This is a genomic window from Phreatobacter sp. (assembly GCF_022843985.1).
Classification (GTDB): Bacteria; Pseudomonadota; Alphaproteobacteria; order Rhizobiales; family Phreatobacteraceae; genus Phreatobacter.
This window is the reverse complement of sequence record NZ_JALHMP010000012.1, coordinates 65,947-88,685: the sequence shown is the minus strand read 5'-3', so window position 1 is coordinate 88,685 and position 22,739 is coordinate 65,947. Positions and strand designations below refer to the sequence as shown.

General features: G+C 67.6%; 27 protein-coding genes. 9 read left to right on the top strand and 18 right to left on the bottom strand.

The window, feature by feature from the left end; genetic code table 11:
• The first annotated feature begins 72 nt into the window (after positions 1–72).
• On the top strand, positions 73–1,914 hold the full coding sequence (gene ilvD / locus Q0C57_RS10610) for a dihydroxy-acid dehydratase (RefSeq protein WP_296576063.1): 1,842 nt from the start codon (positions 73–75) through the stop codon (positions 1,912–1,914).
• Between the two features lie 124 nt (positions 1,915–2,038).
• Positions 2,039–3,259 (top strand): MFS transporter, encoded by a 1,221-nt coding sequence (locus tag Q0C57_RS10605; RefSeq protein ID WP_296576061.1) that lies wholly within the window; start codon positions 2,039–2,041, stop codon positions 3,257–3,259.
• Here the strand turns inward: Q0C57_RS10605 and Q0C57_RS10600 are convergent, their stop codons facing one another.
• Both Q0C57_RS10600 and Q0C57_RS10595 read right to left on the bottom strand, forming a co-directional pair.
• Positions 3,260–3,544 carry a hypothetical protein gene (locus Q0C57_RS10600; protein WP_296576060.1) on the bottom strand — a complete coding sequence of 95 codons (285 nt, stop codon included), beginning with the start codon at positions 3,542–3,544 and terminating at the stop codon, positions 3,260–3,262.
• A 142-nt stretch (positions 3,545–3,686) separates the two neighbouring features.
• Positions 3,687–4,385: a glutathione S-transferase N-terminal domain-containing protein gene (locus Q0C57_RS10595; protein ID WP_296576058.1), complete on the bottom strand. Its 699-nt coding sequence runs from the start codon at positions 4,383–4,385 to the stop codon at positions 3,687–3,689.
• Positions 4,386–4,612: 227 nt separating this feature from the next.
• Here Q0C57_RS10595 and Q0C57_RS10590 point away from each other — a divergent pair, with 227 nt between their 5' ends.
• On the top strand, positions 4,613–4,900 hold the full coding sequence (locus Q0C57_RS10590) for a hypothetical protein (RefSeq protein WP_296576056.1): 288 nt from the start codon (positions 4,613–4,615) through the stop codon (positions 4,898–4,900).
• A gap of 18 nt (positions 4,901–4,918) precedes the next feature.
• Here the strand turns inward: Q0C57_RS10590 and Q0C57_RS10585 are convergent, their stop codons facing one another.
• From Q0C57_RS10585 to gatC, 10 genes are all read right to left on the bottom strand, one after another.
• Positions 4,919–5,392: a GNAT family N-acetyltransferase gene (locus Q0C57_RS10585; RefSeq protein ID WP_296576054.1), complete on the bottom strand. Its 474-nt coding sequence runs from the start codon at positions 5,390–5,392 to the stop codon at positions 4,919–4,921.
• On the bottom strand, positions 5,389–6,021 hold the full coding sequence (locus Q0C57_RS10580; protein ID WP_296576051.1) for a glutathione S-transferase family protein: 633 nt from the start codon (positions 6,019–6,021) through the stop codon (positions 5,389–5,391). The genes Q0C57_RS10585 and Q0C57_RS10580 overlap by 4 nt, the downstream gene beginning before the upstream one ends.
• 98 nt (positions 6,022–6,119) lie before the next feature.
• Positions 6,120–6,698, bottom strand: coding sequence for a hypothetical protein (locus Q0C57_RS10575; RefSeq protein ID WP_296576048.1), 579 nt, complete (start codon positions 6,696–6,698; stop codon positions 6,120–6,122).
• 44 nt (positions 6,699–6,742) lie between these two features.
• Entirely contained in the window at positions 6,743–8,212 is a 1,470-nt protein-coding gene (gene gatB, locus Q0C57_RS10570; RefSeq protein ID WP_296576045.1) for an Asp-tRNA(Asn)/Glu-tRNA(Gln) amidotransferase subunit GatB, read from the bottom strand.
• Between the two features lie 105 nt (positions 8,213–8,317).
• Positions 8,318–9,019, bottom strand: a complete 702-nt coding sequence (locus tag Q0C57_RS10565) for an anti-sigma factor (RefSeq protein ID WP_296576041.1) — start codon at positions 9,017–9,019, stop codon at positions 8,318–8,320.
• On the bottom strand, positions 9,016–9,555 hold the full coding sequence (locus Q0C57_RS10560) for a sigma-70 family RNA polymerase sigma factor (protein ID WP_296576038.1): 540 nt from the start codon (positions 9,553–9,555) through the stop codon (positions 9,016–9,018). The genes Q0C57_RS10565 and Q0C57_RS10560 overlap by 4 nt, the downstream gene beginning before the upstream one ends.
• Before the next feature lie 224 nt (positions 9,556–9,779).
• On the bottom strand, positions 9,780–12,023 hold the full coding sequence (locus tag Q0C57_RS10555) for a fused MFS/spermidine synthase (RefSeq protein ID WP_296576036.1): 2,244 nt from the start codon (positions 12,021–12,023) through the stop codon (positions 9,780–9,782).
• Between the two features lie 119 nt (positions 12,024–12,142).
• Complete coding sequence (locus tag Q0C57_RS10550) at positions 12,143–12,358, bottom strand: hypothetical protein (protein ID WP_296576033.1); 216 nt, start codon at positions 12,356–12,358, stop codon at positions 12,143–12,145.
• A gap of 4 nt (positions 12,359–12,362) precedes the next feature.
• Positions 12,363–13,874 carry an Asp-tRNA(Asn)/Glu-tRNA(Gln) amidotransferase subunit GatA gene (gene gatA / locus Q0C57_RS10545; RefSeq protein ID WP_296576030.1) on the bottom strand — a complete coding sequence of 504 codons (1,512 nt, stop codon included), beginning with the start codon at positions 13,872–13,874 and terminating at the stop codon, positions 12,363–12,365.
• A 3-nt stretch (positions 13,875–13,877) separates the two neighbouring features.
• Positions 13,878–14,165 carry an Asp-tRNA(Asn)/Glu-tRNA(Gln) amidotransferase subunit GatC gene (gatC, locus tag Q0C57_RS10540; protein WP_296576027.1) on the bottom strand — a complete coding sequence of 96 codons (288 nt, stop codon included), beginning with the start codon at positions 14,163–14,165 and terminating at the stop codon, positions 13,878–13,880.
• 160 nt (positions 14,166–14,325) lie between these two features.
• Between gatC and Q0C57_RS10535 the strand changes: the two genes are divergently transcribed.
• A complete protein-coding gene (locus Q0C57_RS10535) occupies positions 14,326–14,694 on the top strand; it encodes a TfoX/Sxy family protein (protein WP_296576024.1) in 369 nt (122 codons plus the stop codon).
• A gap of 13 nt (positions 14,695–14,707) precedes the next feature.
• On the opposite strand, the gene Q0C57_RS10530 is transcribed toward Q0C57_RS10535, so the two are convergent.
• Positions 14,708–15,058 (bottom strand): hypothetical protein, encoded by a 351-nt coding sequence (locus Q0C57_RS10530; RefSeq protein WP_296576022.1) that lies wholly within the window; start codon positions 15,056–15,058, stop codon positions 14,708–14,710.
• 191 nt (positions 15,059–15,249) lie between these two features.
• On the opposite strand from Q0C57_RS10530, the gene hisI reads away from it, so the two are divergent.
• The gene (gene hisI, locus Q0C57_RS10525; protein WP_296576019.1) at positions 15,250–15,702 is read left to right on the top strand and encodes a phosphoribosyl-AMP cyclohydrolase; all 453 of its coding nucleotides are present in this window, start codon (positions 15,250–15,252) and stop codon (positions 15,700–15,702) included.
• A 3-nt stretch (positions 15,703–15,705) separates the two neighbouring features.
• On the top strand, positions 15,706–16,779 hold the full coding sequence (locus Q0C57_RS10520; protein WP_296576015.1) for a patatin-like phospholipase family protein: 1,074 nt from the start codon (positions 15,706–15,708) through the stop codon (positions 16,777–16,779).
• 9 nt (positions 16,780–16,788) lie between these two features.
• Here the strand turns inward: Q0C57_RS10520 and Q0C57_RS10515 are convergent, their stop codons facing one another.
• Positions 16,789–17,220 carry a CBS domain-containing protein gene (locus tag Q0C57_RS10515; RefSeq protein ID WP_296576013.1) on the bottom strand — a complete coding sequence of 144 codons (432 nt, stop codon included), beginning with the start codon at positions 17,218–17,220 and terminating at the stop codon, positions 16,789–16,791.
• A gap of 130 nt (positions 17,221–17,350) precedes the next feature.
• Positions 17,351–18,067 (bottom strand): rhomboid family intramembrane serine protease, encoded by a 717-nt coding sequence (locus Q0C57_RS10510; protein ID WP_296576011.1) that lies wholly within the window; start codon positions 18,065–18,067, stop codon positions 17,351–17,353.
• Between the two features lie 454 nt (positions 18,068–18,521).
• Here Q0C57_RS10510 and Q0C57_RS10505 point away from each other — a divergent pair, with 454 nt between their 5' ends.
• The 3 genes from Q0C57_RS10505 to Q0C57_RS10495 all read left to right on the top strand — a co-directional run bounded on the left by Q0C57_RS10505 (position 18,522) and on the right by Q0C57_RS10495 (position 20,874).
• Positions 18,522–19,124, top strand: coding sequence for a PAS domain-containing protein (locus Q0C57_RS10505; protein WP_296576009.1), 603 nt, complete (start codon positions 18,522–18,524; stop codon positions 19,122–19,124).
• Positions 19,125–19,197: 73 nt separating this feature from the next.
• Complete coding sequence (locus Q0C57_RS10500) at positions 19,198–19,857, top strand: PilZ domain-containing protein (protein ID WP_296576007.1); 660 nt, start codon at positions 19,198–19,200, stop codon at positions 19,855–19,857.
• A gap of 375 nt (positions 19,858–20,232) precedes the next feature.
• A complete protein-coding gene (locus Q0C57_RS10495) occupies positions 20,233–20,874 on the top strand; it encodes a transglutaminase-like cysteine peptidase (RefSeq protein WP_296576004.1) in 642 nt (213 codons plus the stop codon).
• Positions 20,875–20,991: 117 nt separating this feature from the next.
• On the opposite strand, the gene Q0C57_RS10490 is transcribed toward Q0C57_RS10495, so the two are convergent.
• The 3 genes from Q0C57_RS10490 to Q0C57_RS10480 form a co-directional block, all read right to left on the bottom strand.
• Entirely contained in the window at positions 20,992–21,597 is a 606-nt protein-coding gene (locus tag Q0C57_RS10490) for a 2-hydroxychromene-2-carboxylate isomerase (protein ID WP_296576001.1), read from the bottom strand.
• Between the two features lie 5 nt (positions 21,598–21,602).
• Complete coding sequence (locus Q0C57_RS10485; RefSeq protein ID WP_296575998.1) at positions 21,603–22,133, bottom strand: gamma carbonic anhydrase family protein; 531 nt, start codon at positions 22,131–22,133, stop codon at positions 21,603–21,605.
• Positions 22,134–22,214: 81 nt separating this feature from the next.
• Positions 22,215–22,721, bottom strand: coding sequence for a DUF1579 domain-containing protein (locus tag Q0C57_RS10480; RefSeq protein WP_296575995.1), 507 nt, complete (start codon positions 22,719–22,721; stop codon positions 22,215–22,217).
• Between the last annotated feature and the right edge of the window lie 18 nt (positions 22,722–22,739).

Here is a 22,739-nt window from a genome sequence, read left to right as displayed (position 1 = left end):
CGATAAAGGCTGGATCAACGGACCGCACGCCGGACCGATCGAACAGATCCACGACGAGACTTGGAAACGACCATGCCCGCCTATCGTTCACGCACCACGACCCATGGCCGCAACATGGCCGGTGCCCGCGGCCTGTGGCGTGCCACCGGCATGAAGGATTCCGATTTCGGCAAGCCGATCATCGCCATCGCCAATTCCTTCACCCAGTTCGTGCCGGGCCATGTGCACCTGAAGGATCTCGGCCAGCTGGTGGCGCGCGAGATCGAGAAGGCCGGCGGCGTCGCCAAGGAGTTCAACACCATCGCGGTCGATGACGGCATCGCCATGGGCCATGACGGGATGCTCTATTCGCTGCCCTCGCGCGAGGTCATCGCCGACAGCGTCGAGTACATGACCAACGCCCATTGCGCCGACGCCCTGGTCTGCATCTCCAACTGCGACAAGATCACGCCCGGCATGCTCATGGCGTCCCTGCGCATCAACATCCCGACCGTCTTCGTCTCGGGCGGACCGATGGAAGCCGGCAAGTTCATTGCCGACGGTGTCCTCAAGAAGGTCGACCTGGTCGACGCCATGGTCGCCGCCGCCGACGACAGCATCTCCGACGAAGAGGTCGCCGCCATCGAGCGCGCCGCCTGCCCGACCTGCGGCTCCTGCTCGGGCATGTTCACCGCCAACTCGATGAACTGCCTCACCGAAGCCCTCGGCCTCGCCCTGCCCGGCAACGGCTCGGTGCTGGCGACTCATGCCGACCGCAAGCGCCTCTTCGTCGAGGCCGGCCATCTCATCGTCGATCTCGCGCGCCGCCATTATGAGCAGGACGACGTGAGCGTACTGCCGCGCTCCGTCGCCTCGTTCAAGGCCTTCGAGAACGCCATGACGCTCGACATCGCCATGGGCGGCTCGACCAATACGGTGCTGCACCTGCTGGCTGCCGCCTATGAGGGCGAGATCGGCTTCACCATGGAGGATATCGACCGCCTCTCCCGCCGCGTGCCGGTGCTCTGCAAGGTCGCGCCCTCCGTCGCCAATGTCCATATGGAGGACGTCCACCGCGCCGGCGGCATCATGGCCATTCTCGGCGAACTCGCCCGCGCCGGGCTCATCGACACGAGCCTGCCGACCGTCCATGCCGAAAGCATGGCGGCCGCCCTCGCCCGCTGGGACATCACGGTGACCGACAGCGAGAGCGTCAGGACCTTCTATTCCGCCGCACCGGGCGGCGTGCCGACCCAGACCGCCTTCAGCCAGAGCCGCCGTTTCGAGGAACTCGACCTCGACCGCGAGACGGGCGTCATCCGCTCCGCGGAACACGCCTATTCGCAGGACGGCGGCCTCGCCGTGCTCTCCGGCAACATCGCGCTCGACGGCTGCATCGTGAAGACCGCCGGGGTCGACACCTCGATCCTGACCTTCTCCGGCCCAGCCCGCATCTTCGAGAGCCAGGACGCGGCGGTCGATGCCATCCTCACCAACAAGATCAAGGCCGGCGACGTCGTCGTCATCCGCTATGAGGGGCCGCGCGGCGGTCCCGGCATGCAGGAAATGCTCTATCCGACGAGCTATCTGAAGTCGAAGGGCCTCGGCAAGGCCTGCGCCCTCATCACCGACGGCCGCTTCTCCGGCGGCACCTCCGGCCTCTCCATCGGCCATGCCTCGCCGGAAGCGGCGGAAGGCGGCGCCATCGGCCTCGTCGAGGAGGGCGACATGATCGACATCGATATTCCCAATCGGACGATCGCCATGCGCGTCTCCGACGCGGAACTCGCCCGCCGCCGCGCCGCCATGGAAGCAAGGGGCAAGGCCGCCTGGCAGCCGGCCGCCCCGCGCAAGCGCAAGGTGACGACGGCCTTGAGGGCCTATGCCGCCCTCACCACCAGCGCCGCCCGGGGCGCCGTGCGCGTGGTGAACTGACCCGGCAGCGGGAGCCCCTCGCCCCGCGCATGCGGGCTCCCGGCCCGGCAGCATTGACCCCTGCCGAGGATTGCCTCCTGATCGGGCAGGAATGAAGCAGCCGATGCCGCCCCGAGGAGCATCCGTGACCAGCACGCCCGTCGCCACGGCCGCCCCTGCTGTCGACCGCACCTCCTTCGGCATCCTGGCGGCGCTCAGCACCTGCCATCTGCTGAACGACGTGATGCAGTCGCTGGTCGCGGCGCTCTATCCCGTCCTGAAGGAGAATTACGCGCTGGATTTCGGCCAGATCGGCCTCCTCGCTTTCGTCTTCTCCGGAACCGCCGCACTGTTCCAGCCGCTGGTCGGTCTCTATACCGACAGGCATCCGCAGCCCTATTCGCTGGCTGTGGGGATGGGCTTTTCACTTGCCGGGCTGATCCTCCTCGCCCATGCGGCAACCTACGAATTGCTCCTCGTCGCCGCCGGCCTGGTCGGCTTCGGCTCGGCGGTGTTCCACCCGGAATCCTCGCGCATGGCGCGGCTCGCCTCGGGCGGGCGCCACGGCCTCGCCCAGTCGCTGTTCCAGGTCGGCGGCAATGTCGGCACCGCCCTTGGACCGCTGGCGGCGGCCTTCATCATCCTGCCGCGGGGCCAGCAATCCGTCGCCTGGTTCGGCGCGCTGGCGCTCACCGCCATGGTTATCCTTGTCAGGGTCGGCGGCTGGTATGCGCGCCAGCGGGCGGCCCAGGCCGCGCGGCCGGCGCCTGCCCGCCCCTTCGTCCTGCCGCGCCGCAAGGTGCTGATCGCGCTAACGGTTCTTGGACTGCTGGTCTTCTCGAAATATGTCTACATGGCCAGCCTGACCAGCTACTACACCTTCTACACCATCCACCGTTTCGGCGTGTCGGTGCGTGACGCGCAGTTGCTGCTCTTCGTCTTCCTCGGCGGCCTCGCGGTGGGGACGGTGCTCGGCGGCCCGATCGGCGACCGCTTCGGCCGCAAGCTGGTGATCTGGGGGTCGATCCTGGGGACGCTCCCCTTCACCCTCGCCCTGCCCTACGCCAACCTGACGGGAACCGTGATCCTCACCGGCATCATCGGCGTGGTCATGGCCTCGGCCTTCTCAGCGATCCTCGTCTTCGCCCAGGAACTCGTCCCCGGCAAGGTCGGCATGATTTCCGGGCTGTTCTTCGGCTTCGCCTTCGGCATGGGCGGCATCGGCGCAGCGGTGCTCGGCCAGATCGCCGATGCCAGGGGCATTGAATATGTCTACTGGCTCTGCTCGTTCCTGCCGCTGATCGGTCTTCTGACCGTCTTCCTGCCGGACATGCGCAAGGAACGCGCCCGTCTCAAGGCCGCCTGATCAGACGGCCACAGGCGCTTGCGAATCGAGCCATGCCCTCGCCCAGCCAAGGGCCTGCGAGATCTCGTCCTTGCTCATCTCGGCAGCGACCTCCTGCCGCCTGTGGGCCGCGTCGCGGTCGCCCTTCAGGGCGGCGATGTTGAACCACATATGGGCGGCGACGAGGTCGCGCGGCACGACCCGCCCGGCCGCATAGAGCGTTCCCAACTCGCGGGCTGGCCTGTCGGCTAGATCGGCCGGCACGATGGACGGCGCTTCGTCCTCTGCGAGGATCATCACGGTCATCGCATGATCTCCGATTGAGAGGGGCGGACCGGTCGGCCGCCCGATACCATTCATCAGCCGCAGTCTGCTTCCCATAGGTCAACGTAAGATTAACGCTACGACAAGGTGAAAGCCCCCGCCACAGCGCCGGCATGGTCGTGGGTCAGCGCGCCGTCTGGCCGAAGAGGATCGCCTGCGCCGCCGGATCGCGCGGCGCCGTAGCGTTGCGGTCCTCCTTGTTGACCATCAGCCCCTTCTGCACCGCCGGCCGCGCCAGCATCCGGTCGATCCAGGCCTTCACCTGCGGGAACTGGTCCATGTCCTGCCCCTGCCGTTCCCAGAGCTTTGCCCAGCCGATACAGGCGAAATCGGCAATCGACACCGCGTCGCAGATGAAGTCGCGCCCCTCGAGACGTCGGTTGAGGACGCCATAGAGGCGGTTGGCCTCGTTGGTATAGCGGTTGATCGCATACTCGATCTTTTCAGGCGCATAGATACGGAAATGGTGCGTCTGGCCGAGCATGGGGCCGAAGCCGGCCATCTGCCACATCAGCCATTCCTCCACCGCCACGCGGCCGCGCTCGTCCTGCGGATAGAACCGGCCGGTCTTGCGGCCGAGATAGAGGAGGATTGCGCCCGACTCGAAGACCGAGATCGGCGCGCCATCCGGCCCGTCGGGATCGACGATGGCCGGCATCCGGTTGTTCGGGGCGATCTTCAGGAATTCGGGCTTGAACTGGTCGCCCTTGCCGATGTTCACGGGAATGACGTTGTACGGCAGCCCGCATTCCTCCAGCATGATGGTGATCTTCCACCCGTTCGGGGTCGGCCAGTAATGGAGTTCGATCGGACGTTGCGACATGGAGCGTCTCCGCGTGAACCTGATCCCGGTGGCACCGGTCGGGGCCGCCGGGCCTCGGGAGCGGGAGGCTAGCATCTTGCCGCGGGAGGCCAACCCCTCGAGGGCCCATCCGTGCGATGCCTCAGTTGCACGGTTGCAGGAACAGGGCAGGATACAACCGCAGCGACGTTCATCCGGGGTTCTGCCTCAGGGTGACACGTTCAGCGCGATCACTCGGAGGATCAACCATGCGACTTCACTGGCTCGCGGCCGTCGCCGCCCTCATCCTCACCGCTGATATCGCCACCGCCCAGTCCACGGCGCCCACGCGCAGCCGCAGTGCCGCAACCGAGACGGCCACCACGCCCCCGGCCGCGGGCACCACCCGGCGGCCACGCTCGGCCGCGCAGCTGCGCAACGACCAGATCATGCGGGATTGCGGCGCCGAATGGCGGCGCGACAAGACCCGGCTGCAGGCCGCCGGCAAGACCTGGCGCAGCTTCCTGCCGGAATGCCGCGGCCGCCGCCGCGGTTGACCCCCGGCGGAGCGACCCTCAGTCGAGGGCCATCTTGAAGCCCTCGTGGCTCCTGGCGAAACCCAGCCGCTCGTAGAAGCGATGGGCATCGGTGCGGCTCTTGTTCGACGACAGCTCGACAAGCCCGATCCCCTTGTCGCGGGCAGTGGCGATGGCGTGGCGCATCATCGCCGCGCCGATGCCGCTGCGACGCAGGGTCGGGTCGACATGGACGCTCTCGATCTTGCCGCGGGTGCGGCCGCGCTCGGCGATGCCCGGCAGGACCGTGAGCTGGTAGGTACCGACGATGCGCCCGCCCTGCTCCGCCACGAACAGATGGTTGGCCTCTGACGCAGCGAGCCGCCGGAATGCCGCGGCATAAGCGGGGTGGAGGCCCTCCGCCTCGGCCGCGGCGGCATCCAGGGGCGACTTGGCGTCGCCCATGGCGATGAGCGCGGCGATCCGCGGCACGTCGGCCACGGTCGCTTCCCGCAAGGTGACCTCGGCGCTCACGCGCGCGTCGCCTTGGGCAGGCCGTCGCTGGCGATGAAGCCCGGCAGCGCCTCCATCCGGCTCATCCAGGTGCTGATGGCCGGATAGACGGCGAGGTCGAAGCCCGCCTGCGGCGCATAGGCAACCACGCCATAGACGTCGATGTCGGCGATGGTCGGGCGCGGCCCGGCGAGCCAGTCGGCCTTCGCCAGCGCCTCCTCCAGCACCTTCAGCGCCGCATTGCCTTCGGCCCAGTACATTTCCATGATCGGCTGGTTATAGGCCCGAAGGCCGAAGCGCTGGGCACGCGAACGGTAGATGGGCCCGGCGAGCCGGTCGAAATCCCAGAACATCCATTCGCGCGCGCGGGCGGTCCCGGCAGCGCCGTCGCCCTGGAACTGACCCAGTTCGGCCGCGAGATAATCGAGGATCGCCGCCGACTGGCAGAGCGACAGGCCGGTTTTCGCATCCTCCAGGGCCGGCACCTGACCGAAGCGGTTCCTGGCCAGGAACGCCGGCGCCTTGTGCTCGCCGGCGCGCAGATTGAGCGAATGATAGGCAAAATCCTCGCCGCAGAGGCTGAGCATGAGACCGACCTTGTAGGTCGGGCCCGACAGCCAGAAACCGTGGAGCGTGAAGCGTTTCGACATGATTTTCCTCCCCAGGAGGCCGGCATGGAAAACGATCATCCCCTGCGTCGCAAACCGTATTGCCACAAAGCTGGCAGCCGATCTGCGGAGGGCCGACCCTAGGACCGCCCGGACCGCTCGATCTCCTCGATATGGGCCCAGATCGTCTTGAAGACCTCGGTGCGCACCAGCCGCTCGATTCCGTCGGCACGGACCTGGTCGGGGTGGAACTCGCGGGCGATGAACTTCTTCAGCGCGCGGTATTGCTCGCCACCATCGGCGGGCTCGCTCGCCGCCGTCTCCTCACGGATCTGCGCCCGCGCCCTCCACGCGTCACGCTCGATGGTTAGCGCCTGGCAGAGCGCCTTCAGCCGGGCGAGATCCAACTCCTCATCGCCGTCCGCGCCCGATCCCGCCTCGCGCGCCGGCGGACGGGCCGACCGGTCGCGGAACCCCGGGCCGTTGCGGATCCTCGCACCCCGCTTTTGGACCGGCGGCGGTTCGCCCGATGCGAGCGACGCGGCGAAGGCGAGGACATCCTTGCGCGAGCGGAAACGCTGGCTGTCGCCGGTCTCCTCATTGACGATGGCGATACCATCATCGGCGATGGTGATGGCATAGCCGGCCGCCGCAATGATCTCCTCGGCGCCCCGATACCGGGGATCCCGCGCGATGTTCGCCGTCCAGAGGCTCGCCATCCGGTGGTCCTGTCGCAGCCTAGAGGCCGGGCCGCGCCCCCGCCTCAGATCCCGAGTTTCGTCTTCAGCATCGCATTCACCGCCTCGGGATTGGCCTTGCCGCCGGAGGCTTTCATCACCTGACCGACAAACCATCCGAGCATGGTCGGCTTGGCGATGGCCTGCTGGACCTTGTCGGGATTGGCCGCGATGACCGCGTCGATCACCTTCTCGATGGCGCCGGTATCGGTGACCTGCTTCATGCCGCGGGCTTCCACCACCGCCGCCGGGTCTCCGCCCTCCGTATAGATGATCTCGAACAAGTCCTTGGCGATCTTGCCGGAAATGACGCCCGAGGCGATGAGATCGACGATGCCGCCGATCTGGGCCGGCGTCACCGGCGAGGTCGTGACATCGCGGCCATCCCTGTTGAGGCGGCCGAACAGCTCGTTGATCACCCAGTTGGCCGAGGCCTTGGCGTCGCGCCCCTTGGCGACGGCTTCGAAATAGTCGGCATTGTCGCGTTCCAGCACGAGGATCGAGGCGTCATAGGGGGTGAGCCCGTACTGGCTGATGAAGCGCGCCTTCTTGGCGTCCGGCAGTTCCGGCAGGACAGCGGCGAGATCGTCCACATAGGCCTGGCTGAATTCAAGCGGAAGCAGGTCGGGATCAGGGAAGTAGCGGTAGTCGTGCGCCTCCTCCTTCGAGCGCATGGAGCGCGTCTCGCCCTTGGTCGCGTCGTAGAGGCGCGTCTCCTGGTCGATCGTGCCGCCATCCTCAAGGATGCCGATCTGCCGGCGCGCCTCGTAATCGACCGCTTGGCCGATGAAGCGGATGGAGTTGACGTTCTTGATCTCGCAGCGGGTGCCGAAGGGATCGCCGGGCTTGCGCACGGAGACATTGACGTCGGCCCGTAGGTTGCCCTTCTCCATGTCGCCGTCGCAGGTGCCGAGATAGCGCAGGATGGTGCGCAGCTTGGTCACATAGGCCTTGGCCTCGTCGGCCGAGCGCATGTCCGGCTTGGAGACGATCTCCATCAGCGCGGTGCCGGAGCGGTTGAGGTCGATATAGGACAGCGTCGGGTGCTGATCGTGGATCGACTTGCCGGCATCCTGTTCCAGGTGCAGGCGCTCGATGCCGACCGTGAAGCTTTCGGTCGGCGACAGGTCGACGATGACCTCGCCCTCGCCGACGATCGGGCTCTTGTACTGGCTGATCTGATAGCCCTGTGGCAGGTCTGGATAGAAATAGTTCTTCCGGTCGAAGACCGAGCGGTGGTTGATCGTCGCCTTGAGGCCGAGCCCGGTACGGATCGCCTGGCGCACGCATTCCTCGTTGATGACCGGCAGCATCCCCGGCATGGCCGCGTCGACGAGGCTCACCTGGCTGTTTTCCGGCGCGCCGAAGCCGACAGCGGCCCCCGAGAACAGTTTGGCGTTGGAGGCCACCTGCGCATGGATCTCGAGGCCGATCACCACCTCCCAGTCGCCCGTGGCGCCGGGGATGAGGTTCTTCGGATTGGCATGAGCGGTCATGGGCGGGCCCGACAGTGGAGGAGAAGCGCTTGGGTAGCCCAGGGGAGCGGTCATCGGCAAGGGGCAGCGGGCCCCGCAGAGCCCCGCTACGCCCTGCCGACGGTCTTACAGCGGCGTCGCACCCCGCCCGACATAGAGGATTGGCCCGGTCGGCCGCCCGGTCGGTGAGCCGCCCGCGGGCTCCAGCGTGATCTCGTACAATTGCTGGTCGACCGGCCGCGGCATGCCGGATGTCGCGTAGTCGCGCGCCTCGGCCCGCTCCATCAGGCCGACCGAACGCGGACCGACCTGCCGGTCCCACAGGGTCCAGACCTGCAGCACCCGCCCTTCCGGCACCGGAATGGCGCGCAGCGGCACGACGCGGATACGGCCGTCGGCGAAAGCCTCGACGATGGCGCCGGCCTCGCTGGTATTCGGTGCGTTGAGCACGGCGACGACGGTGGGCTTGCCCGCGCCGCCGAACGGCTGGGTGACGAGAAGCACTGCCATGACCAGGGCCGCCGCAGCCCCCGCGAGCGTGGCGAGCCTCAGGGCGGAGACATCCTGCCAGAGGCGCGCGAACCAGCCGGGTTTCGCCTGTCCCGGACGCGCAGCGCCGATAGCCGTCTCGATGGCCGGCCACAGGCCTGCGGAGGGCGTCAGCCGGGGCGCGGTCTCGTCGAGGGCGAGAAGCCGCGAGCGCCAGTCCGCGACGGCGCTGCGGGCCACGGGGTCGCTGGCGATCAGCCGTTCGAAGGTCTCCTGCTCCTCCGGCGACATCAGTCCGGCGACATATTCCCCGGCGGTGGCGATCAGGTCGTCGGTCATCCCATGCACTCCCTGAGCGCCAGCAGCGACCGGCGGATCCAGGCCTTCACCGTGCCGAGCGGCAGGCCGAGACGGCCGGCGATCTCGCCATGGGAAAAGCCGTCCACATAGGCCATGAGGAGGCTCGTGCGGCGGCGGGCCTCGAGCCCCTCCAGGCAGCGGCGCAGGGCCTGGCCGTCCGGCAGGCGCTCGGCGGCGGCATAGGCTTCCACCACCGAGCCTGCATCCTCCGGCACCTCGTCGACGAGATCCTCGCGCCGCCCGCTCCGCAGCGTATTGATGGCCTGGTTGCGGACGATGGCGTAGATCCAGGCCTTGGCCGGGCCGAGGCCGGGGTCATAACGGTGGGCATTGCGCCAGATCTTGACGAAGGCCTCCTGAACGACCTCCTCGGCCAGTTCCCGACGCTTCACGATGCGCGCGGCAACGCCGATCATCGCGGCGCATTCGCTCTCGTAGATCATCCTGAGGGCGGCCTTGTCCCCGCCCGCGCAGCGCGCGAGCGCGTCCTTGAGATCGGCGCCGACCGCCACCATCAAGCCTCCCGCACCAAGCAGTTTCTGGTTCTACACCAAAGAGCCCCCTTTGGATGCGACAGGCTGTCGCTGAACCGCGCTTTTTGCCGGTTAGGCTTCATCCATCACCTTGGGCGCCCCGTATTGCCAACGGGCGGACGCCCTCTCCGCCCGTGGGGAACCGGCCGCCGCCCCCGTCGCGCCGGACCCCGGCGGCGCCCGCGCCAATGCGGGCGCCGCCTCCCTCAGGGCTTGCGGAATCGACGGATGATCGGATCGATGATGTTGGAATAGTCATCGGTCCAGGTCTGGAAACCATTCGGCACGACGAGGGGCGGCCAGGTCGGCGCATCGGCGATGGACCCGAGATGCCTCGCGTCGCGCGCCACCATGGCCACGATGGCCGGGGCGGTCATAGCATCGCGCATGCCGCCTTCCGCCACACCATGGCGAACGCCGCCGGTCAGGCCATGGGCGGCAGCGGAGGCCGCCACGACCGGGCTGAGATCCATGTTGCGGTTGGAGATGTGGACCAAGATCGCCCCGTCCGGCGCCAGCTTGTCGAGATAGCCTGTAAAAGCCTCCCGCGTCAGCAAATGCACGGGAATGGCGTCGGAGGAAAAGGCGTCGACGACGATGAGGTCGAACCGGCCGGCCTGATCGCCAAGCGTCAGGCGCCCGTCGCCGATCACCACCGGCGCGTCCGGCGCACAGCGCGTCAGCGACCGGAAGAGGCTGGTATCGCGGGCCATCCGGACCACGACCGGATCGATCTCGAGGAATGTCCAGGAGTCGCCCGGCTGATTGTAGCAGGCGAGCGAGCCGACCCCCAGGCCAATCGCGGCGACCCGCAGCGGCCTGCCCTGCCGGGACGCGCGCAACGCGCCGATGGCCTCGCCGAAGGGACCGCCGCGATGATAGTAACTTGCCGGTTCAGGGTGCCCGTCGATGAGACGGCCGTCGGGATGGCGGGTACGCTCGGCCCCATGGACCGTGATGCCATGCACCAGCAGGCGTCCCTGTCCGTCTGGTGTCTCCCGCACCTCGTGGACGGCGAAGAAGGAGCGCTCGCGCGCAAGGGTACCCGCAGGCATGACCGGTGCCTGACTGACCGCGACGAAGAGGAGCGCGCCCGCCAGCATCAGCGAAGGCTTCTGCCGGCCGATCAGGATGATGCCGGCAATTCCGGCCATGAGGGCGATATAGGCGATGACCGGCAACGACTTGGCGGTCACGCCGGCGAGGGCCTGCACCGCCACGAGGCCGGCGACAAGCGCCAAGGCGGCGATCAAGCGCGGCCATCCGAGACGCGCCAGCGCCTCGCCCATGCCCGGCCGGCAGAGGACGGCGGCGACGACGAGGACCGGATATTCGAGGATCGAGTTGAACAGGGCCGGCGCGATGAGGCTGGCGAAAATGCCACCGATGACCCCGCCCACGGACAGCATGACGTAGAACTCGGTCAGATGGGTTGTGGCCGGGCGGCGCCGGTAGAGTTCGCCGTGGCAGACCATCGTCGCGACGAAGAAAAAGCCGACATGCAGCGCCGCCGCGAGCGGCCATGGGATGTTCGCACTGGCCAGCAGGGCGACGATGACACCGACCAGCATCACCGGCTGACCAGTGACCATGAGGCGGTGAAGGCCGGAGCCGCCGTCGCGGAAGGCAAGCACGAAGGTGAGGAGGAACAGCGCCAGCGGCAGGACCCACAGGAGCGGCACCGCGGCCACATCGGTCGACAGATGCGCCGTGAGCGCGACCAGCAGGCCGGAGGGCACAGCCGCCAGGCCGATCCAGGTCAGCCGCTCCGACCAGGCGACCGGCGCCGCAGCGGGGCGACTGGTGGCGGGGACCATCTCCTGTCGGACGGTCCGGCCAAGGATCACAGCAGTGAGGGCGATCAGGCCACCGAGTACGGCGAAGCCGGCGGCCCAGACGGCGGACTGGGTCTTCAGCGACAGCAGCGGCTCGATCACGAAAGGATAGGACAGAAGCGCCAGGAACGAGCCGAGATTGGAGGCGCCATAGAGGAAATAGGGATCGGCAGCGTCGCGGTGGCCTGTCCGGGCGAACCAGGCCTGCAAAAGCGGACCATTGCCGGCAAGCGCGAAGAACGGAAGCCCCACCGAGGCCGCGAACAGGCCGATGAGCCAGAGCGCCTCACCCTCCGCGGGCGGCCGGCCCCAGCCCGGCGCCAGGGCGATCGGCAGGGCGACTGCGAAGACGAGGGCCATCATGCCGAGATGGACGAGGATGGCGCGTCGCGGATCGAGATGGCGGTTGAGCAGATGGGCATAGCCGTAGCCGGCCAGCAATACGCCCTGGAAGAAGACCATCGCCACCGACCAGACCGCCGGCGTGCCGCCGAGCACTGGCAGCACCATCTTCGTGAACAGTGGCTGCACCGAGAACAGCAGCAAGGCCGAGACGAAGATGGCGAGGGCGAACAGCGGCAGCGCGACGAGCCGCGCGAGGCTTCCCTGACCCATCGGAAGGTCGTGAGACGTATCGATCGATGACATGAAGCCCCGCCGCGGTAACCGAACCCGCGGAGCATGGTCGATCGCCCCTTAAAAGAGCGTGTGGAACACGTTGAAACACGTCGCCGCTAGCGACCCGCCTCGATCCGCCGCGCCAGATGGCGGCTGACGAAACCCGTCGCCACCGCGGCGATCGCCATCACCGCGAGATAGACGAGCTTGAACGCCGGATCGCCCGAACGCCAGGCCATGGCGAGATAGACCAGAAGCAGCGCGGCGAAAATCCACAGGAGCCACCCGAAGACCGTCAGGCACGCGATGGCGACGGCCCGGGCAGCGATCATCACCTCATCCCCACCAGCGGTCCGAGACCGGGAAGCGGCCCTTGGCCTTCTCGATGACGCTGGCCACCGAGAACAGCGTCTCCTCGTCGAAGGCGCGCCCGATGAGCTGCAGGCCGAGGGGCAGGCCCTGAGGATCGAGACCGGCTGGCAAGGCAATACCCGGCAGGCCCGCCATGTTGACCGTCACGGTAAAGATGTCCTGCAGATACATCTCGACGGGATCGGCGGAACCCTTCTCGCCGATTCCGAAGGCGGCGGAAGGTGTCGCCGGCGTCAGGATGGCATCGACACCCGCGGCATAGGCCTGTTCGAAATCCTGCTTGATCAGGGTGCGGAGCTTCTGCGCGCGGACGTAATAAGCGTCGTAATAGCCGGCCGAGAGCACGTAGGTGCCGATCATGATGCGGCGGCGGACCTCCTTGCCGAAGCCCCTGGCGCGGGTCTTCTCGTAAAGGTCGACAATGTCCTTGCCGGGCTCGCGCAGGCCGTAGCGTACCCCGTCATAGCGGGCGAGGTTGGAGGAGGCCTCCGCCGGCGCCACGATGTAATAGGCGGGAAGCGCATATTTCGTGTGCGGCAGCGAGATCTCGACGAGGGTGGCGCCAGCCTCCTTGAGGATCTGGGCGCCCTCGTCCCACAGCTTCTGGATCTCCGCCGGCATGCCGTCGATGCGGTACTCCCGGGGAATGCCGATCGTCATGCCCTTGATCGACTTGCCGACCGCCGCGGCATAGTCAGGCACCGGGCGATCAACGCAGGTCGTGTCCTTCGCGTCCGCGCCGGCAAAGGAGCGCAGCAGCATGGCGGCATCCGTCACGTCGCGGGCGATGGGTCCGGCCTGATCGAGCGAGGAGGCGAAGGCGACGATGCCCCAGCGCGACACGCGGCCATAGGTCGGCTTGATGCCAACCGTTCCGGTCAATGCCGCCGGCTGGCGGATGGAGCCACCCGTATCCGTCGCGGTCGCACCCGCGCAGAGCATGGCGGCAACGGCGGCCGACGATCCGCCCGAGGATCCGCCGGGCACGAGGGGCGTGGCGTCGATCCCGCCGGGGCCGGCGCCGGCATTGGAACCCTGCCGCCGCCACGGATTGATCGGCGCCGGAAAGCAGCTGGTCTCGTTGGACGAGCCCATGGCAAATTCGTCGTTGTTGAGCTTGCCGAGCATGACCGCGCCGTCGCGCCACAGATGGCTAGTGACGGTGGATTCGTAGGGCGGGATGAAATTGCCGAGAATGTTCGAGCAGGCGGTGGTCCGCACGCCCTCGGTGCAGAACAGATCCTTCACGCCGAGCGGAATGCCCTCCAGCGGCCCGGCCTCGCCCTTGGCGATGCGGGCGTCGGAAGCCGCCGCCATGGCGAGCGCCTTCTCGGGCGTCTCAAGCACATAGGCGTTGAGCTTACGGCCCTTCTCCATGGCTGCGAGATAGGCCTGCGTCAGGTCGGCGGCCGAGAAGCTCTTCTTCGTCAGGCCGTCGCGGGCCTCGGCGATGGTCATCCGGGTCAGGTCGGTCATGGCTTACTCCACGACCTTGGGAACGGCGAAGAAATGGCCTTCCCGCTCGGGCGCGTTGGCGACGATGAGGTCCGGGATGCCGCCATCGGTCACCACGTCCTGACGCTTCTTCATCGCCATCGGAGTGACGGAGGTCATTGGCTCGACATGGGTGACGTCGACCTCGTTCAACTGATCGACGAAGGCGAGGATAGCGTTGAGTTCGCCCTGGAGGTGCGGCACCTCTTCGTCTGTCACGGCGATGCGCGCGAGATGCGCGATGCGCCGGACGGTCGCCTGATCGACGGACATGCGGAAATCACCCGTTGGAACGAGAAAAGCGGTTTGCGCCTCTTAGCATCAGGCCGTTTCGCGCCGCAATGGTAAGACGGGTCGCGCAGCGGACCGTGTCGACACCCAGCCGATGATGGCCCCGGGGGGGCGGCACCGCGGCGTTCGGGAGAATGAGGCCATGATGGACGACCAGACGATCCTCACGCTGATCGAGGCCGATGCAGGCCGCCATGGATCGACGAGCCGCATCGCCATGTTCGGCGGGACGGCCGTGCTGCTCGGCGGCAACATGGTAGCGGCCCTGTCCGAAAGCGGCCTGCTGCTGCGCGTCGGCAAGGACCGGCACGCCGAGGCGCTCGCCCGCCCGGGAACACGATCGATGGAGGTCCGCGGCAAGCCGATGGAGGGCTACGTCTATGTCGACCCGGAAGGGCTCGATGCGCCGGCGCTGGCGCAATGGTCCGCCATGGCCGTCGGCCATGTCGCGGCGCTCCCCGCCAAAGCCGCCCGACAGGTGCGCGGCCGGCGAAGCTTCGAGGAGCGCTAACGGAACACGCGCCTCAGCGCGACGGCTTCTGCGGATCGCGATCGGGGCGGATCAGCCGCGGCAGGTCACTCAGCCGGAATCGCAGGATCGAGCGCGCCGGAATGCCCTCGGCATCGCGCCGGGCGAAGCGCGCGGCCGCCTCGACCACGACCGCCTGCTGTTCGGCGACCAGCTTCTCGCGCAGGGCCCGCGCCGCCGCAGCACCGCCCTGGCGGATGACCCGCGGCGAGGCGGTGATGATCGGCGCCACGTCGCCGTCGGGGGCGGCGGCCTTCTCCCGGGCCGCATAGAGGGCGGCATTGGCCTTGAGCTCGGTCTGGTCGACGATGCCGGACTTCGCGAAAAGGTCTCGCTGCTCGCTCATGGGGGTCTCCGGGAGAATTAGGACTTCCGCAAAATAACTGCCGGCCTCTCCCGGGACGAGCCGAACCATTCATTAACCTTGACGCGGTGGTGGCCGGCCACTTCCACCGATCTTGGCGCTTGGGCTTGTCCACAAGGCGGGATAGAAGACTTGACAGGATTGAAGCCACTGCCGACCGCGGACCCCATGCCATGTGCGCCGAATGCCCCCCGCAGGCCCCTGCGTCACCTTCCAAGATCGAGATCGAGGAGGGCGACCGTCTCCTCCCCCGCTTCGGCGCCGATGGTCTGATCACCGCGGTGACCAGCGATGCGCAGACCGGGGAACTGCTCATGGTGGCCCATATGAATGCCGACGCCCTGCGCCTGACTATCGAGACTGGCGAGGCCCATTACTGGTCGCGGTCGCGCGGCGTGATCTGGCACAAGGGCGACACGTCCGGCCAGATCCAGACGGTGGTCGAAATGCGCGTCGACTGCGACCAGGACGCCGTATGGCTCAAGGTCCGGGTCGGCGGCGACGGCGGCTCGTGCCATACCGGCCGCAAGACCTGCTTCTACCGCGCCATTCCCACCGGCGGCGCGCTGGAGGATGTCCGGCTTGTCCCGCGCGACGCCGAGCGGCTGCGCCCGGCCTTCGGCTGAGCCATGCTGACGCTGCGCCGCCGCGGTCGGCCCGAGGCCGAACCCGCCGATTTCGCCGAGAGCACCCTAACCCCGCCGCCGCGGCCCGTGATCGGTCTGGCGCTGGGCGGGGGCGCCGCGCGCGGCCTCGCCCATATCGGCATCATCCGCGCTCTGGTACGCGCCGGATATGAGCCGGACGTCATCGCCGGCACCTCGATCGGCGCCGCCGTCGGCGGGCTCTATGCGGCCGGCAAACTCGACGCCTTCTCCGACTGGGTCCTGTCACTCAAGCGGCGCGATGTCATCGCGCTCGTCGACATCGCCATTTCCGGCGGCGGCCTGATGGGCGGCTCGCGGCTGGCGCAACTGCTGCAGCGGGAGATCGGCGAGACGCGGATCGAGGCGCTGCCGATCAGCTTCGCCGCGGTGGCCACCGAGATCGGCACCGGCCACGAGATCTGGCTGACGCGCGGCCGGCTGATGACGGCCCTGCGCGCCTCCTATGCCCTGCCGGGGATCCTGCCGCCGGTCCGGGTGGGCGGTCGCTGGCTGATGGACGGCGCCCTGTCGAACCCGGTTCCCGTCTCCGTCACCCGCGCCCTCGGCGCCCGCCTGGTCATCGCCGTCAGCCTCAATGCCGACGCCCTCGGCCGCTCGACCGTCATCCAGGACCACGGCACCAGCCCCGAGGACGAGGCCCAGCCGCTGGTCGAGAGCCGGCCGCGCGTCAGGGCGGTGGTCAATCTGGGTAAGGGCATCGGACGCGGTCTCGGCCGCGGCATCGGCCGGGCACTGGCGCGGCCGCTGCGCGCCGCCATGTCGCTCGACACCGAGCCGGGGCCCATCGACAGCCGCATCACCGTGGCCCGCGCCCCCGGCATTCCCACCGTGATGGCCAAGGCCTTCAACGCCACCCAGGAGCGAATCGCCCGCCAGCGACTGGCGGGGGATCCGCCGAACATCCTGATCGGCCCCCGGCTGTCGAAGATCGGCCTGTTCGAGTTCCATCGCGCCGCCGAAACCATCGCCCTCGGCGAGGAGGCCACCGAACGCTTGCTGCCCGATCTCGCCGAAGCGCTAAAGGCGGTGAGCTGACAACCCGGCTCAGGCGTTGGTCACATATTCCTTGAGGGCGTTGTGCTCTCTCTCGATCTCCGCGAGCCGCCGCTTCACGACGTCGCCGATGGAGATGATGCCGACGAGGCGCCCCCCCTCGACCACCGGCAGATGGCGGAACTTGCCGTCAGTCATGCTCTCCATGAGCTGGCTGAGGGAATCCTGCTCGCCACAGGTGATCACCTTGCGGGTCATGGTATCCGCCACCGAGCGATCGAGGGCCTTCGCCCCATGATCGGACAGCGAGCGGACGATGTCGCGCTCAGACAGGATGCCGGCCACCGAATGGCCCGCCCCCGTCACCACGACGGCGCCGATCCGCATCTCGGCGAGGAGATGGGCCGCAGCCGCCAGCGTCGCATCGGGGTCGATCGTGGCGACCGCCCTGCCCTTGGCGTCCAGAATGCTCTTCACGTTCATGATCTGCCTCCGGTCGCGGAGGGACGCCCGTCGCGGGCGGCCCCGCCTTGTCATGCTCCGGTTGCCCGGGCCCGAAGTATTCGCCTTGGCCCGCATGAAGACAAGACGTCAGGTGTGCAGCGCAACACCGTCAGCCGGCGCGGAATGGATCGAAGAAGCGGAAGAGAAAAAGTCCTGCTGCAAACCCCGCCAGATGCGCCTGCCAGGCGATCTGGCCCTCGAAGCCCGGCATCGGCAGGTTGATTGCGCCGAAAGCGACATTGACCCCGATCCACACCACCACCATCCCCATGACCGGACCGTTGCGAACCATGGCGGCGAGTCCCAGCGCCGGCACCCTGTAGGCATCCTCTCCGCTCGCGCGCCTGGGGCCGAGCGGGCCGCCCGCCTGAAAGACGAAGCGCAGTGCCGCGGCTGTGAAGCCGGAGACGGCGGCCGAAGCGCCGATCACCGGGACGAAGGCGGTCCCGACCGCCAGGAGATGGCCGAGCGCGCCTGCTGCCGCCGTGACGGCGAAGAAGACAAGGCTGCGCAGGGTGCCAAAGCGACGCGCCACCGCCGACCCGAACACCGCGAGCCAGAGGACGTTGACAGCGAGGTGCGTCCAGTCGGCATGGAGGAAGCCGTAGGTCACGAAGGTCCACACGTCCCCCGCCGCGCCGCCGGGGAACCAGGTGCCGGCCAGCGACGGCTCGAACCGGGCCGGGATGAAGGCGAAGGTGAGCAGGACCTCGCGGTCCGCATCGTCGCTGAGAAGGAAGAGGCGCCCGACATGGATGACGATCATCGCCAGGCTGAGCGCAGTCACCACGCCGGGAATGTTGAGGATCGGTTCGCGTTCGGACAAGGAGAACTGCCGGGGGATCGCCTGCGGGAAGGTCTCACTAGAGCCAAGGCGGCCCCCGTGTCGAGAGCTGCCCGGGTGCGCGACAACCCGCAGGACCCCACCGGGCACCGCAAGGACAAAAAAAGGGGGAGATCTGACGATCTCCCCCGGCTGGAACGTGGGGAATGGCGAACCATTCCCGATAGGTCACGTCTCCATCTCCTCGTGTCCCCGGAGATATGCCTGAAGTTGAGCGATCCGCCGGGAGTCAAGACCGGCGTACCGAATTCGTGGAACGACCGAACCGAACCACACGCCATGCGCCGCCGGCAATCGAAACCCTTTCTTAACCCTAACGCGGAAACCAAGGGTTAACCCTATCCTCCTCGCCGGGCCATGGCACAGGCGGTGCTGATCACGTCTCGATCCTTCGCATCCGGGCATTTTCCGTCCCGGATCGGCACAGACGAGGCCCATGATGAACAATGCCGCCAGCAGCACCCTCTTCGCCCACTGGGACCAGCTGCGTGCCGGCCGACCGGCTCCCGACCGCACCGAGATCGATCCCCGTGCGATCGCGCCGATTCTCGGTGATACGATCGTCCTCGAAACCGATCGCAACGGCAGCCTCATCTACCGTCTCGCCGGTTCGAGGGCCTGCACGCTCTTCGCGGGGGAACTGAAGGGCACCGGCTTCCTCGACGTCTTCACCCCGGATGCGCGCAAGGCGGTGACCGGCACCCTGGGTGATGCGCTGGCAGCTCCTGCGGGCATGCTGATGCAGCTCTCGGCCACCAGCACGGCCGGGCGCAGCATGGCGCTCGAGGCCATCCTTCTGCCGCTCGTCCATCGCGGGCGCCTCGGAGCCCGTCTGATAGGCGCCATGAGTGCCGCCGAGCTGCCTTACTGGATCGGACGCGACGGTCTCGCCAGCATCGAGATCGAGACGATCCGTCTGGTCTGGCCGACCTGGCAAGACCCCGCAGCGCTTGCCGCCACGTCCCCCGTGCAACCGACCGCGATGACCTTTTCCGCGCGACCGGCACTGCGTATCATTCAGGGCGGTAATGTGGCCTGATGAGGTGCTTTGCAACACTGCGTTAACGCTCAGCCGTTAATCTTTGACGCATCGTCCTCGAACCCCGTCGAATATGTCAGCGCTCGCGAAAGTCCTGTCCGGACCATCTTCGGAAGAGAACCGTCGCTTCCAGCGCGTGCGCGTGGACGTGCTCGGCCGCTTCATGCTGTCGGATCGCCGCGAATTCCCCTGTCAGGTCGTGGACATGTCTCCGGGCGGCGCCGCCATCGTTGCCCCCGTGGTCGGCAAGCTGGGCGAGCGTGTCATCGCCTATCTCGACCATATCGGCCGAATCGAGGGCATGATCGTCCGCGCCACCGAGACCGGGTTCTCGATGACCATCGAAGCCTCGCTGCGCAAGCGCGACAAGCTCGCCGACCAGCTGACCTGGCTGGCCAACCGCCAGATCCTCGGGCTGCCGGAAGATCGTCGCCACGAGCGCGTCATTCCGCGCAACCCCTTTACCACCATCACCACGCCGCTCGGCGACAAGGTGCCGGTGCGTGTACTTGACATCTCCCTGTCGGGCGCGGCGATCGGTGGCGCCGAAGACCTCAAGCCCGGCGACATCGTGCAGATCTCCCGCACCATGGCACGCGTCGTGCGCATCCTAGAGCGTGGCGTCGCCATCGAATTCTCCGGCCAGCAGCCGATCGAGGCCATCCTTGCCCTCGGCCAGGAACTCGGCGCCGACCTCAAGGCGAACGCCGAACCGGTGATGTTCGCCCGCTGAAGGGCCACGCCGTTCAGGCCCCGGCCCTGTCGGAAGCGGAACCCTTTCCGCCCGTCCCCGGGGCATCGGATGCCGACGTGCTGAAACGGCGGTTAACAGCAAGCAGACCCAGCGCCTGTGCGCATTTACACTTGCCCGCGATCATCGGCGTTTCGCCGCGCAGCGACCATCTCCCGATCCCTATCGCGCACCGAATGAGCCTGTTTTATCAGGGGCTTGTGTTGGAGACCCGATCTAGGCGTGAACCCACAGGGTAAATCCACGCCCCGTTAAACTGAACGAGTGGTGACGCAAACCCGTCGTCTTTCACTGTTTCGTTTCAGCCCGCCGCAAAGCCCGACTGTCAGTGTCCAGCCAACGACGGAGGGACACGTCATGAACGGCCAGACCACCTGGAGGGCGATGAAGATATGGGGTGCCATGCTCGGCGCCCTGGCGCTCGGCTTCGTCGCCGCGATGCCGGCCGCCCGGGCCGGGTCGGGCGATCGCCTCGCCTTCCTGAACGAACAGGGCGCGACAACGTCGCCGATTGGCTGGCGGCAGTTCTGCCGGGACTTTCCCGCCGAATGCCGTGATCGGCCGCGCGGTATCGACCTGGTGCGCGCCGACCGCCACACCTGGGCGACGCTCATCCGCATCAACGCCCATGTGAACACCGCCATCGAGCCTGTCACCGACATCGACCAGTACGGCACCGAGGAGCGCTGGACCTACCCGACATCCGGGCGTGGCGACTGCGAGGATTATGTGCTCCTGAAGAAGAAGCTGCTCATCGAAGCCGGCTTTCCGGCCAGCGCCCTGCTCATCACCGTCGTCCGCGACCGCCAGGGCGACGGCCACGCCATCCTCACCGTCCGCACCGACCGCGGCGACTATGTGCTCGACAACGAGACGAACGACATCCGCCTTTGGAACCAGACCGGCTACCGCTTCATCAAGCGGCAGGCCTCCCACGATCCCAATCATTGGGTGACCGTCGGGCCGGGCCGCGCGCCCGCCGCCGTCGCCACCCGCTAGTCCCGTTTCGCGTCCTCGGTCACGTCCCACCCCTCCCCGTCCCCAGACCGGGTTCGCGAACAGACGGCCGGTACCTCAGAACGAGGGCCGGCCGTCACCTTTTTGGACGGGGCCATCTCAGGCCGAACCGGTCCTGCGCGCCCACGCCACGGCCTCCTCGATCCGGTCATTGCCCCAGAACAGTTCCCCGTCGGCGGTGACGAGGCTCGGCGCACCGAACAGGCCCTTGGCCTTCGCCTCCTCGGTGGTGGCGCGCAACGCCTGCTTCACGGAGTCTGATCCCGCCGCGATCATCGCCGGCGCGGGCTCGACGCCGGCCACCGTCAGCGCGCGGCCCAGAACCTCGGGATCGGCGATCGACAGGCCCTCGCCGAATTCGGCCCGGTAGAGGGCGCGCGAGAAAGTCGCGCGCGCGCCGTCGTCCGGCAGGGCCGTCGCGATCCGCGCCGCGGTCAGGCTGTTCTGCGGAAAGGGATCGGGCTTCTGGAACGGGAGGCCCATGGTCGCGCTGATCCGTTCCAGATCCCGCCACATATACCGCCCCTTGGCCGGGATCAGGTTGAACGGCGAGGTGGTCCAGCCGGCTTCGGCGAAGATCGGCCCGAGGAGGAACGGTCGCCAGCGTACGGTGACGCCGGACTTGCCGGCGACCTCCTCCACCCGCATGGCCGCGGGATAGGAATAGGTCGAGGCGAATTCGTAGTAGAAGTCGACGACAGGCATGGCGTTCACCCCACCGGCTTCAGGCCCGCCTTGAAGCGCCGGGCGTTGTTCACATAGCTGGCCGCCGACAGTTTCAGCCGGGCGATGGCGGCCTCGTCGAGTGTGCGCACGGCCCGTGCCGGCGATCCGACGATGAGCGAATTGTCGGGGAACTCCTTGCCCTCGGTGACCAGGGAATTGGCCCCGACCAGACAATTGTTGCCGATCTTCGCATTGTTCAGGATGGTCGACCCCATGCCGATCAGCGTGTTGTCGCCGATGGTGCAGCCATGGAGGATCACCTTGTGGCCGATGGTGCAGCCGGTTCCGATCGTCATCGGCGCGCCGGGATCGGTGTGCAGCATGCACATTTCCTGGATGTTGGTGCCCTCACCGATGGCGATCAACTCGTTGTCGCCGCGGATCACCGCGCCGAACCAGATGCCGACATCGGCGCCGATCTCGACCTTGCCGATGACATGGGCGTCCGGCGCAACAAAGACGCTGTCGCCCTCAGGCAGGATCGGCTGGATACCGTCGATGGCATAGATGGGCATGGTGTCCTCCGCGCGTGTCGCCAAGGAGCTATCGCACGGCGCCAACCAGCTTGAGAAGTCGGCGGAACGGGCCAGGCGCTCTCACGGCGCCCGGCGGAAATCCATCACCCAGTTGGTCTCGAAACTCGCCCCGCCATCGGCGGAGAAGGCCTGTTCCCAGCGCGCCGAATGGACGGTCATGCCGGACCAGAGAAAACGCACCCTGACCGGCCGATCCTGCCACATGTCGTCGCCGAGAAACGTGCCGACACCATCAGAGAAACGGCCGTGGACAGGTTTCCCGATGGCGCTGTCGCGGGCGTCCAGCCACCAGATCGACCATTGCCGGCGGGCCGGATCGAAGGCGCGGATGCTGAGGGCACGGTAGCTGCCGCCGGGAAGGTGCAGGACATTGTCGTCGACATTGCCGGCACCACCGAGCACGGGCAGCGCAGCGCAGGTGCCGCCGAACTCCTCCCACCGGGTATCGGCCGACAGCCGCGTTCGCAGGCGCCGGTGATGCACCGTCCAGGTACCCATCAGGAAATCGAAATCGAGGCGGCCGTCGCCGGCCTCCATCGCAAGGCGATCGCGGTGATTGCCTGTCATGGCCCCCTCCCGTGCTGG

Coding starts and splice junctions, on each gene's coding strand:
- hisI (WP_296576019.1), top strand. CDS start 15,250: ATGTGCGCCGAATGCCCCCCGCAGGCCCCTGCGTCACCTTCCAAGATC.
- gatA (WP_296576030.1), bottom strand. CDS start 13,874: ATGACCGACCTGACCCGGATGACCATCGCCGAGGCCCGCGACGGCCTG.
- ilvD (WP_296576063.1), top strand. CDS start 73: ATGCCCGCCTATCGTTCACGCACCACGACCCATGGCCGCAACATGGCC.
- Q0C57_RS10490 (WP_296576001.1), bottom strand. CDS start 21,597: ATGCCTGTCGTCGACTTCTACTACGAATTCGCCTCGACCTATTCCTAT.
- Q0C57_RS10500 (WP_296576007.1), top strand. CDS start 19,198: ATGTCAGCGCTCGCGAAAGTCCTGTCCGGACCATCTTCGGAAGAGAAC.
- Q0C57_RS10595 (WP_296576058.1), bottom strand. CDS start 4,385: ATGTCGCAACGTCCGATCGAACTCCATTACTGGCCGACCCCGAACGGG.
- Q0C57_RS10590 (WP_296576056.1), top strand. CDS start 4,613: ATGCGACTTCACTGGCTCGCGGCCGTCGCCGCCCTCATCCTCACCGCT.
- Q0C57_RS10535 (WP_296576024.1), top strand. CDS start 14,326: ATGATGGACGACCAGACGATCCTCACGCTGATCGAGGCCGATGCAGGC.
- Q0C57_RS10565 (WP_296576041.1), bottom strand. CDS start 9,019: ATGACCGACGACCTGATCGCCACCGCCGGGGAATATGTCGCCGGACTG.
- Q0C57_RS10600 (WP_296576060.1), bottom strand. CDS start 3,544: ATGACCGTGATGATCCTCGCAGAGGACGAAGCGCCGTCCATCGTGCCG.
- Q0C57_RS10555 (WP_296576036.1), bottom strand. CDS start 12,023: ATGGGTCAGGGAAGCCTCGCGCGGCTCGTCGCGCTGCCGCTGTTCGCC.
- Q0C57_RS10505 (WP_296576009.1), top strand. CDS start 18,522: ATGATGAACAATGCCGCCAGCAGCACCCTCTTCGCCCACTGGGACCAG.
- Q0C57_RS10580 (WP_296576051.1), bottom strand. CDS start 6,021: ATGTCGAAACGCTTCACGCTCCACGGTTTCTGGCTGTCGGGCCCGACC.
- Q0C57_RS10520 (WP_296576015.1), top strand. CDS start 15,706: ATGCTGACGCTGCGCCGCCGCGGTCGGCCCGAGGCCGAACCCGCCGAT.
- Q0C57_RS10530 (WP_296576022.1), bottom strand. CDS start 15,058: ATGAGCGAGCAGCGAGACCTTTTCGCGAAGTCCGGCATCGTCGACCAG.
- Q0C57_RS10485 (WP_296575998.1), bottom strand. CDS start 22,133: ATGCCCATCTATGCCATCGACGGTATCCAGCCGATCCTGCCTGAGGGC.
- gatB (WP_296576045.1), bottom strand. CDS start 8,212: ATGACCGCTCATGCCAATCCGAAGAACCTCATCCCCGGCGCCACGGGC.
- Q0C57_RS10515 (WP_296576013.1), bottom strand. CDS start 17,220: ATGAACGTGAAGAGCATTCTGGACGCCAAGGGCAGGGCGGTCGCCACG.
- Q0C57_RS10550 (WP_296576033.1), bottom strand. CDS start 12,358: ATGATCGCTGCCCGGGCCGTCGCCATCGCGTGCCTGACGGTCTTCGGG.
- gatC (WP_296576027.1), bottom strand. CDS start 14,165: ATGTCCGTCGATCAGGCGACCGTCCGGCGCATCGCGCATCTCGCGCGC.
- Q0C57_RS10480 (WP_296575995.1), bottom strand. CDS start 22,721: ATGACAGGCAATCACCGCGATCGCCTTGCGATGGAGGCCGGCGACGGC.
- Q0C57_RS10495 (WP_296576004.1), top strand. CDS start 20,233: ATGAACGGCCAGACCACCTGGAGGGCGATGAAGATATGGGGTGCCATG.
- Q0C57_RS10575 (WP_296576048.1), bottom strand. CDS start 6,698: ATGGCGAGCCTCTGGACGGCGAACATCGCGCGGGATCCCCGGTATCGG.
- Q0C57_RS10560 (WP_296576038.1), bottom strand. CDS start 9,555: ATGGTGGCGGTCGGCGCCGATCTCAAGGACGCGCTCGCGCGCTGCGCG.